The 8,778-nt window shown below is 67.4% G+C and carries 10 protein-coding genes; 6 read left to right on the top strand and 4 right to left on the bottom strand.

What is annotated here, in order from left to right; translation table 11 throughout:
* Positions 1–93: 93 nt before the first annotated feature.
* On the bottom strand, positions 94–1,785 hold the full coding sequence (rpsA, locus tag QMX80_RS16925) for a 30S ribosomal protein S1 (RefSeq protein ID WP_055765046.1): 1,692 nt from the start codon (positions 1,783–1,785) through the stop codon (positions 94–96).
* A gap of 194 nt (positions 1,786–1,979) precedes the next feature.
* Positions 1,980–2,657: a (d)CMP kinase gene (gene cmk, locus QMX80_RS16930; RefSeq protein WP_273081789.1), complete on the bottom strand. Its 678-nt coding sequence runs from the start codon at positions 2,655–2,657 to the stop codon at positions 1,980–1,982.
* Positions 2,658–2,846: 189 nt separating this feature from the next.
* On the opposite strand from cmk, the gene ykgO reads away from it, so the two are divergent.
* The 6 genes from ykgO (at position 2,847) to QMX80_RS16960 (ending at position 7,476) form a co-directional block, all read left to right on the top strand.
* A complete protein-coding gene (gene ykgO, locus QMX80_RS16935) occupies positions 2,847–2,972 on the top strand; it encodes a type B 50S ribosomal protein L36 (protein ID WP_005409283.1) in 126 nt (41 codons plus the stop codon).
* Positions 2,973–3,267: 295 nt separating this feature from the next.
* Positions 3,268–3,537, top strand: a complete 270-nt coding sequence (locus QMX80_RS16940) for a hypothetical protein (RefSeq protein WP_235504237.1) — start codon at positions 3,268–3,270, stop codon at positions 3,535–3,537.
* Between the two features lie 123 nt (positions 3,538–3,660).
* Positions 3,661–4,695 carry an agmatine deiminase family protein gene (locus QMX80_RS16945; RefSeq protein WP_282278338.1) on the top strand — a complete coding sequence of 345 codons (1,035 nt, stop codon included), beginning with the start codon at positions 3,661–3,663 and terminating at the stop codon, positions 4,693–4,695.
* Between the two features lie 128 nt (positions 4,696–4,823).
* Positions 4,824–5,708 (top strand): carbon-nitrogen hydrolase, encoded by an 885-nt coding sequence (locus QMX80_RS16950; protein WP_273081793.1) that lies wholly within the window; start codon positions 4,824–4,826, stop codon positions 5,706–5,708.
* A gap of 15 nt (positions 5,709–5,723) precedes the next feature.
* A complete protein-coding gene (locus QMX80_RS16955; RefSeq protein WP_055765035.1) occupies positions 5,724–6,254 on the top strand; it encodes a GNAT family N-acetyltransferase in 531 nt (176 codons plus the stop codon).
* Between the two features lie 4 nt (positions 6,255–6,258).
* The gene (locus QMX80_RS16960) at positions 6,259–7,476 is read left to right on the top strand and encodes a TraB/GumN family protein (RefSeq protein ID WP_152984209.1); all 1,218 of its coding nucleotides are present in this window, start codon (positions 6,259–6,261) and stop codon (positions 7,474–7,476) included.
* Positions 7,477–7,500: 24 nt separating this feature from the next.
* On the opposite strand, the gene QMX80_RS16965 is transcribed toward QMX80_RS16960, so the two are convergent.
* Both QMX80_RS16965 and QMX80_RS16970 read right to left on the bottom strand, forming a co-directional pair.
* Positions 7,501–7,917: a DUF6326 family protein gene (locus QMX80_RS16965; RefSeq protein WP_282278341.1), complete on the bottom strand. Its 417-nt coding sequence runs from the start codon at positions 7,915–7,917 to the stop codon at positions 7,501–7,503.
* 10 nt (positions 7,918–7,927) lie between these two features.
* Positions 7,928–8,641 carry a DUF4386 domain-containing protein gene (locus QMX80_RS16970; RefSeq protein WP_282278342.1) on the bottom strand — a complete coding sequence of 238 codons (714 nt, stop codon included), beginning with the start codon at positions 8,639–8,641 and terminating at the stop codon, positions 7,928–7,930.
* Positions 8,642–8,778 lie beyond the last annotated feature (137 nt).

Raw genomic sequence — 8,778 nt, forward strand, 5'->3', positions numbered from 1 at the left:
CCTGGGGCGCCGCCCCCCCCGGTACCACCCCCCCCGCGCCCGGGCCTGGGGGCGGGCCCGCCCAGGTTGCATCTACGATAGGCCCAAGGCCGATTACTCGGACTTGTTGCCGCCCAGCTGCGCGCGCAGCAGCGCACCCAGGCTGGTGGTGCCGGCAGCGGCTTCGATCGAGGACTTGTTGTACTCGGCCAGCGCTTCGGCGGTCTCGGCTTCGTCCTTGGCCTTGATCGACAGCTGCATGGTACGGCCCTTGCGGTCCATGCCCACGAACTTGGCTTCGACCTTGTCGCCGACCTTCAGGTGCTGCGAAGCATCGTCCACGCGGTCGTGGCTGATGTCGCGGGCCGAAACGTAGCCTTCGATGCCGTCGGCCAGTTCGATCACGGCGCCCTTGGCGTCGACTTCCTTCACCACGCCTTCGACCTTGGAGCCCTTCGGATTGGCGGCCATGTACTGGCCGAACGGATCCTGCTCCAGCTGCTTCACGCCGAGCGAGATGCGCTCGCGCTCCGGATCGACGGCCAGGACGACGGCGTCCAGGGTATCGCCCTTCTTGAAGTTGCGGACCACGTCTTCGCCGGTGGTGTTCCAGCTGATGTCGGACAGGTGGACCAGGCCGTCGATGCCGCCGTCCAGGCCGATGAAGATGCCGAAGTCGGTGATCGACTTGATCTGGCCGGACACCTTGTCGCCCTTCTTGTGGGTGGCGGCGAAGGTTTCCCACGGATTGGCGGCGACCTGCTTCATGCCCAGCGAGATGCGGCGACGCTCTTCGTCGACGTCCAGCACCATCACTTCGACTTCGTCACCAACCTGCACGACCTTGGACGGGTTGACGTTCTTGTTGGTCCAGTCCATCTCGGAGACGTGCACCAGGCCTTCCACGCCCGGCTCGATCTCGACGAACGCGCCGTAATCGGTGACGTTGGAGACCTTGCCGAACACGCGGCTGTTGGCCGGGTAGCGACGCGAGATGTTGTCCCACGGATCCTCGCCCAGCTGCTTCAGGCCCAGCGAAACGCGGTTGCGCTCGCGGTCGAACTTCAGCACGCGCACGTCCAGCTCGTCGCCGACGTTCACGACTTCGGACGGATGGCGCACGCGCTTCCATGCCATGTCGGTGATGTGCAGCAGGCCGTCGATGCCGCCCAGGTCCACGAACGCGCCGTAGTCGGTCAGGTTCTTGACGACACCCTTCAGGATCGCGCCTTCCTGCAGCTTGTCCATCAGCTGCTCGCGCTCTTCCGAGTGCTCGCTCTCGACGACAGCGCGGCGCGAAACCACGACGTTGTTGCGCTTGCGGTCCAGCTTGATGAGCTTGAATTCCAGCTCCTTGCCTTCCAGGTAGGCCGGGTCGCGCACCGGGCGCACATCGACCAGCGAACCCGGCAGGAACGCGCGGACATCCTTGATGTCGACGGTGAAACCACCCTTGACCTTGCCGCTGATGCGGCCGGTGATGGTCTCGTTCTTCTCCAACGCTTCTTCCAGCTCGTCCCACACCATCGCGCGCTTGGCCTTCTCGCGCGACAGGACGGTTTCGCCAAAGCCGTTCTCGATGGAGTCCAGAGCAACCTTCACCTGGTCGCCCACGCCCACGTCGATTTCGCCAGCGTCGTTACGGAACTGTTCGATCGGCACGATGCCTTCGGACTTCAGACCGGCGTTGATCACCACCACGTCGCCGCGGACGTCGACGACGGTGCCGACGACGATGGCGCCCGGCTTCAGCTTGGCCAGATTGGCCTGGCTGGCTTCAAACAGTTCTGCAAATGATTCGGTCATTGGATTTACTCAGTTGAACACATGGGCCGGTCGTTTCCCTTCGGGGAATGCGTACCGCCCGCCTGTTGGTCGACCCCGTGCAGGCAGCCGTGTGTGGAGTGGAAAAACCGCCGTGCACCCTGCACGACGGAGCCTTGTACAACTTCGATTTGCGCGACGGCGGCCGTCACCGGCCGCTCTCACGGAACCGCGGGTCACGCTTCCTGCGAGGGAAGCAGGCCCAGCACCCTGGCAACGACTTCGTCGATGCCGATACCGCTGGTGTCGATGAGGACGGCGTCATCGGCCGCCCTCAGAGGCGCCACTGCGCGCTGTGCATCACGGGCGTCGCGGGCCATGATCTCGCGCAGGAGGTCGTCAAAGTTAACCGAAACCCCTTTTTCTTTCAACTGTTTATGCCGCCGCTGCGCGCGTTCCTCGGCGCTTGCGGTCAGGAAGACCTTGAACGGGGCATCCGGGAAGATCACCGTCCCCATGTCGCGGCCATCGGCAACCAGCCCGGGCAGCGCCCTGAATGCGCGCTGGCGCTCCTTCAGCGCCGCCCGGACCTCCGGAATGGCCGCAATGGCCGAGGCCAGGGCTCCAGTGGTCTCCAGGCGCAGCTCGTCGGTCGCGTCGGTATCGTTGACCAGCACCCGCAGGCTCTCGCCGCGCTCGACGAAGCGGATGCGGGTGTCGAAAGTGCAGCGCACCAGCGCCGAGGCGTCCGAAGTATCGATATCCGCCCAGCTGGCAGCCACCCCCACCGCCCGGTACAGCGCCCCCGAATCCAGGTAATGCCAGCCCAACCGCTGCGCGACGATGCGGCTGACGGTACCCTTGCCGGCCCCGGATGGGCCGTCGATGGTGAGGACGGGGGGAAGTGGGCTCATCTGGGGCCTGCGTCTGAACGGGAATCCGCCCATTCTAGCGCCCGCCCCGCGCCGCCCGCCGCCGATTGGACGCAACCACTTGAACCCACATGGAATTGCCCGGTAGAATGGCGGGCTTGAACGAGCGTCAACCTGCATATCCGCGGCTACGCTCCCTGTAGAACTCCAACGTATCCGCCGAGGTATGCCATGAAAGTCCTGTCCTCCCTGAAGTCGGCGAAGGCCCGTCACCGTGACTGCAAGGTGGTTCGCCGTCGCGGCAAGATCTTCGTGATCTGCAAGTCGAACCCGCGTTTCAAGGCTCGCCAGCGCTGAGCCGGCCGGCGCAAGCCGCCAAGGGATCCGCGAGGATTCCAGCCTTTGCAGAAAGCCGCCTCCGGGCGGCTTTTTGCATCCCCGCCCTCCGCGCGTGGCGGGCCGCGCACCGTCCATCCATCCGGACTACCCTGCACGGGCGTCGCCGGCTGCATCGGACAGGGCCGCCCGCCGCTATATTGCCGCCGTTTTTTTGCTGTAATCGCCACTTGTCCTCCGGGGAGAAGCGACCATGAAGCAGACCATCCGGGCCTTGGCCCTGGCCGCCGCGATCATCGCGGCACCCACCACGGCAATGGCCGACACCCTGCTGATCGAGCGGGCGCAGGAAAAGCCGGCGGGCGCCCTGCCGGCACGCGGCGAGTCGATGGGCCAGGTGGAGGCGCGTTTTGGCGCTCCTGCCGAACGCCTTGAGCCGCGCGGCGGCCAGAAGCGCCAATGGCCGACGATCAACCGCTGGGTCTATCCAGCCTTCACCGTCTATTTCGAGAAGCAGCGCGTGATCGACGTGGTCGCCAACCACGCCGGCCCCGACGAGATCGGCCCCAAGCCTCCGATCCGCTGACCCACGCCGCCCGGAACGGCCTCTGTCGTGGCCGCCGGGACACGCCCCACCCGCGCCTCCCGCCCACGGGAGGCCGATGAACGCCCGGCTCCCGCTCCGGGCATGACCCGAGTATCCCCCGCAATGACCGATGCACTTCGTTTTCCCGCCGAATGGGAAGCCCAGTCGGGCGTACTGATCGCCTGGCCGCATGCCGATACCGACTGGGCCGAGCGCCTGGCCGAGGTCGAGGAGACCTATATCGCCCTGGTCGCCGCTATCACCCGCTTCCAGCCGGTGTTGATCTGCGTGGCCGACGATGACATCGAGACCTATGCGGAAATGCGCCTGCGCTCCAACCGCATCGAAATGGGTCGAGTGCGTTTCATCACCGCAGCGTACGACGATACCTGGCTGCGCGACTCCGGCCCGATCACGCTCAAGCGCGCCGATGGCAGCTTCCAGCTGCTGGATTTCCGCTTCACCGGCTGGGGCGGCAAGTTCGAGGCGAGCCTGGACGACCAGCTGGTCGGCGTGCTGCATGAGGCCGGCGCCTTCAACGACGCGCAGGTCCGCAGCATCCCCTTCGCACTGGAAGGCGGCGCCATCGACACCGACGGCGAAGGCACCCTGCTGACCACCTGGCAGTGCCTGCACGAACGCCACCCCGAGCGCGACCGCGCATCGCTCGGCGCCGACATGGCGCAATGGATGCACCAGCAGCGCGTGCTGTGGCTGGACCACGGCTACCTGGAAGGCGACGACACCGACGCCCATGTCGACACCCTCGCCCGCTTCGCCTCGGCCGACAGCATCGTCTACCAGAACTGCGACGACCCGCAGGATTCGCACTACGCCGAACTGCAGGCGATGGGCGCCGAGCTGGCTGCGCTGCGCACCCGCGACGGCCGGCCGTACCGCCTGTTCCCGCTGCCGTGGGCGCAGCCGGTGCTCGACGAGGGCCGCCGCCTGGCCGCGTCCTACGCCAATTTCCTGATCGTCAACGGCGCGGTGCTGATGCCTGCCTATGGCGATCCGGCCGACGCCGCCGCGCGCGACGTGCTGGCGCAGGCCTTCCCGGACCGCGAGATCGTGCAGGTGCCGTGCCGCCCGCTGATCTGGCAGAACGGCAGCCTGCACTGCATCACCATGCAGCTTCCCGCCGGCCTTGTCGGCTGACGCGCAGGAAGATCGCCCGGAGCCTGCTTCGCAGGCCTCGGCCCCCGGCTTCCCGGCCCCGTTTGCGCCTTCGGCGCGAATCGCTCCCTGCTAAGGGGCTGTTGTCCCATCCTGTTTACAATGCCCGCATGAAGACCAATTCCCTGACCGTCGCCCTGATCCAGGAACGCAACCACGGCGATGCCGCCGCCAACCTGGCCGCCATCGAGGCCCGCGTCGCCGAAGCCGCCGCGCAGGGCGCGAAGCTGGTGCTGCTGCAGGAGCTGCACAACGGCCCGTATTTCTGCCAGCACGAATCGGTGGATGAGTTCGACCTGGCCGAACCGATCCCGGGCCCGAGCACCGAGCGCCTGGGCGCGCTGGCGAAGAAGCATGGCGTGGTACTGGTCGGTTCGCTGTTCGAACGCCGCGCCGCCGGCCTGTACCACAACACCGCGGTGGTGTTCGAGAAGGACGGCACCCTGCTCGGCAAGTACCGCAAGATGCACATCCCGGACGATCCGGGCTTCTACGAGAAGTTCTACTTCACCCCGGGCGACATCGGCTTCAAGCCGATCGACACCTCGGTCGGCCGCCTCGGCGTGCTGGTGTGCTGGGACCAGTGGTACCCGGAAGCCGCGCGCCTGATGGCGCTGGCCGGCGCCGAACTGCTGCTCTACCCCACGGCCATCGGCTGGGACCCGGACGATGTGCAGGACGAGAAGAACCGCCAGCGCGATGCATGGGTGCTGAGCCACCGCGGCCATGCCGTGGCCAACGGCCTGCCGGTGCTGTCCTGCAACCGCGTCGGCCACGAGGTTTCTCCGCTGGGCGCTTCCGGCATCGATTTCTGGGGCAACAGCCATGTGCTCGGCCCGCAGGGCGAGTTCCTCGCCGAAGCCGGCGCCGAACCGACCGTGCTGGTGGTCGATGTCGACCTGCAGCGCAGCGAACACGTGCGCCGCATCTGGCCGTTCCTGCGCGACCGCCGCATCGACGCCTACGGCGATCTGCTCAAGCGCTACATCGACTGACCGGGAAACCTGCGCATGGCCGTGCACATCCGTGATGCCGGCGCGGCCGACATCGCCGCCATCGCCGCGATCTACGCGGTCGAGGTGACCGACTTCGTCAACACCTACGAATACGAGGTGCCGGACGAAGCCGAGATGCTGCGGCGCATGCAGGACATCCTCGCCCGTGGCTTTCCCTATCTGGTCGCCGAGGTCGACGGCCAGGTCGCCGGCTACGCCTACGCCAATACTTACCGCGGCCGCATTGCCTACCAGTGGACGGTGGAGAACTCGGTGTACGTCGATGCCCGCTTCCAGGGCCTGGGCGTGGGCAGCGCGCTGCTGCAGGCGCTGATCGATGCCTGTACCACGCGCGGCTACCGGCAGATGGTCGCGGTCATCGGCGAGCCCACCAATACCGCCTCGATCAGGCTGCACGAGCGCTTCGGCTTCCAGCTGGTGGGCGTGTTCCGCGGCCTGGGCCGCAAACACGGCCGCTGGCTGGATACCGTGCAGATGCAACGCGCGCTCGGCGATGGCGCCGACGCCGCCCCTTCCAATGAATGACGCAATGACCGATACCCTCTCCGAAACCGGCGGCGAACTGCTCGCCGGCCAGCCGCTGCGCGTCGTCGAACGCGATGGCGTGCGCTACACCCTGCTCGGCACCGCGCATGTTTCCGCCGCCAGCGTGCAGGCCGTGGAACAGGCCATCGGCAGCGGCCAGTACGATGCGGTCGCGGTCGAGCTCGATCCGCAGCGCCTGCAGGCCCTGACCAATCCGGACGCGCTGGCCCAACTCGACCTGATCGAAGTGATCCGCAAGAACCGGATCGCGCTGTTCGCCGCCAACCTCGCCCTGGCCGCCTACCAGCGCCGGCTCGCCGAGCAGCTGGGCATCGAACCGGGCGCCGAGCTCAAGCGCGCGGTGACGCTGGCGCAGGAACATGGCCTGCCGGTGCACCTGATCGACCGCGACGTCGGCCTGACCTTCCGCCGCGCCTCGCAACGGCTGGGCTTCTTCGGCAAATTGAAGCTGGTCGCCGGCCTCGGCGCCGGCCTGTTCTCCTCCGAGGACGTGGGCGAGGACGAGATCGAGAAGCTCAAGCAGGGCGACATGCTCGAATCCAGCTTCGGCGAATTCGCCAGCGAGAGCCCGGAACTGTACGAAAGCATCATCGGCGAGCGCGACCGCTACATGGCCACGCGCCTGCGCGAGGAACGCAGCGACGGCCAGCGCAACGTGCTGGCGGTGGTCGGCGCCGGCCACCTCGCCGGCCTGGCGCGCTATCTGGAAACCGACACTGAAGCCCCCGACCTGCTGCGCCAGGAGCTGGAGTCGGTGCCGAAGAAGCGCAACATCCCATGGATCACCCTGACCATCCTCGCCGTGGTCCTGGCCGGCATCGGCGTGGGCTTCTGGAAGGGCGGCATGGACATGGGCGCGCACATGCTGGCGATCTGGGCGCTGTATACCGGCGGCCTGGCAGGTATCGGCGCATTGCTGGCCGGCAGCCATCCATTGAGCATCCTCACCGCGATCGTCGTGGCGCCGTTCAAGCCGTTCCGCCTGAGCATTCCCACCGGCGCTTTCTCGGCACTGGTGGAAACGCGCCTGCGCCGGCCGGCCTACGCCGACTTCCTGCAACTACGCGACGATGCGCAGACGCTCAAGGGCTGGTACCGCAACCGCGTGACCCGGATCGTGCTGACCTTCATGCTGACCAATATCGGCAGCATGCTCGGCCTGTGGCTGACCGGCTTCACCGTCTACGGCAAGCTGGTGTAACGCCCATCCGCTGCGCCGCGGCCGTCAGGTCCGCGGCCAGCGCCAGGCCATGCCCGCGACGAGCAGGCACAGCGCGATCTCGATGCCGCTGTAGGCCTGGTAGAACCACCATGCGCCCGGCAGGGTAAGCGCGACGAAGCCCGCATAGAACAACGCCAGCCCGATGTTGAGCCAGCGGACCAGGCGCACCGGCAGTACCAGCGACAGGAACACCATCAGCCCCGGCACCGCCAGCAGCAGGGCGACGAACAGCAGCGAGCCCTGGCTGCTCGGCCCCATCGGACCGGCGCCATCGAGCATATGCTGCAGCTTGCCGGGCCGGTAAAGGCCGAAGTAACCGCCATAGAGGTAGCAGAAGGTCAGGCTCGCCCACAGCGCGGACAGCTTCAGGCGCAGCGGAAGCGGCGGATCGGACAGTGCGGGGCGGGAATTCGTCTGCATGGTGATGGCCTCAGGAAGCGGGCGGCAGTGCTGCGCCCATACGTCCTGCGCGCAGCCCGAACAGCAGCAGCCACAGGCAGGTGCCAATCTCGCCCAGTGCGGCCGGCAACGTCATGTAGCCGGAAATCCACCAGTCCGCGTACCCCGGCACCAGCAGTTCGGCGGACACATCCAGCGCATAGCCCAGCCCACCCAGCACCAGCAGGGCCCCGAGCACGCGCGGCAGGCGCCGCGAGCGCAGCACCAGCCAGCCCAGCGGCAGCAGCCACAGCCCCCAGAACACGCGCGCCAGCTGCATGCCGCCTCGATACGCTTTCAGCGCCGCATGCGCGAGATACTGGCGCTGTTCCGGCGACAGCAGCTGCGCGCTGTCCGCGTCGGTCAGCAGGGACAGCGCCTGCAGCCGATGCGACAACGCCGCAAGCGCCAGCGCAGCCGCCATCGCCACGAACGCCACCATCAGCGTCGCCGCCGTGCGGTTCACGTCCTTGAAACCGCGGTACAGCGCCAGGGCAAGAAGCAGGAAGGCCACCTGCTCGACGACGAACGCCGCCACGCCCTGCCGGAACAGCGCCTGCCGGGCGACCACGTTGTCCAGCACGGCCTGCGCGTCGGGACCGGCGAGCTGCCCGGGCACATAGGCCAGGCAGAAGAATCCGGTGACGACGACGACCAGGTACAGGAGACCGGCAAGCCGGCCACCCCGGGGAAGTGCATGTGCCATCCGCGCTCTCCTGGAAAAGCGCTCCCGCCGGAATGGCGGAAGCGCGACAGCCTCAGTCCCGGACGGGAACGGGTTCCGCTTCCCGCACCGGCGACAGTCCCCGTGCGCGGCGTACCAGGCGCGCGGTCCCCGTGCGC

It is taken from the genome of Stenotrophomonas sp. PS02297 (assembly GCF_029959705.1).
In the GTDB taxonomy this organism is placed as follows: domain Bacteria; phylum Pseudomonadota; class Gammaproteobacteria; order Xanthomonadales; family Xanthomonadaceae; genus Stenotrophomonas; species Stenotrophomonas nitritireducens.

What these genes read in the sequence shown, in the direction of transcription:
- QMX80_RS16950 (WP_273081793.1), top strand. Translation starts at nt 4,824, where the DNA reads ATGAAGACCAATTCCCTGACCGTCGCCCTGATCCAGGAACGCAACCAC.
- rpsA (WP_055765046.1), bottom strand. Translation starts at nt 1,785, where the DNA reads ATGACCGAATCATTTGCAGAACTGTTTGAAGCCAGCCAGGCCAATCTG.
- cmk (WP_273081789.1), bottom strand. Translation starts at nt 2,657, where the DNA reads ATGAGCCCACTTCCCCCCGTCCTCACCATCGACGGCCCATCCGGGGCC.
- QMX80_RS16945 (WP_282278338.1), top strand. Translation starts at nt 3,661, where the DNA reads ATGACCGATGCACTTCGTTTTCCCGCCGAATGGGAAGCCCAGTCGGGC.
- ykgO (WP_005409283.1), top strand. Translation starts at nt 2,847, where the DNA reads ATGAAAGTCCTGTCCTCCCTGAAGTCGGCGAAGGCCCGTCACCGTGAC.
- QMX80_RS16970 (WP_282278342.1), bottom strand. Translation starts at nt 8,641, where the DNA reads ATGGCACATGCACTTCCCCGGGGTGGCCGGCTTGCCGGTCTCCTGTAC.
- QMX80_RS16955 (WP_055765035.1), top strand. Translation starts at nt 5,724, where the DNA reads ATGGCCGTGCACATCCGTGATGCCGGCGCGGCCGACATCGCCGCCATC.
- QMX80_RS16940 (WP_235504237.1), top strand. Translation starts at nt 3,268, where the DNA reads ATGGCCGACACCCTGCTGATCGAGCGGGCGCAGGAAAAGCCGGCGGGC.
- QMX80_RS16960 (WP_152984209.1), top strand. Translation starts at nt 6,259, where the DNA reads ATGACCGATACCCTCTCCGAAACCGGCGGCGAACTGCTCGCCGGCCAG.
- QMX80_RS16965 (WP_282278341.1), bottom strand. Translation starts at nt 7,917, where the DNA reads ATGCAGACGAATTCCCGCCCCGCACTGTCCGATCCGCCGCTTCCGCTG.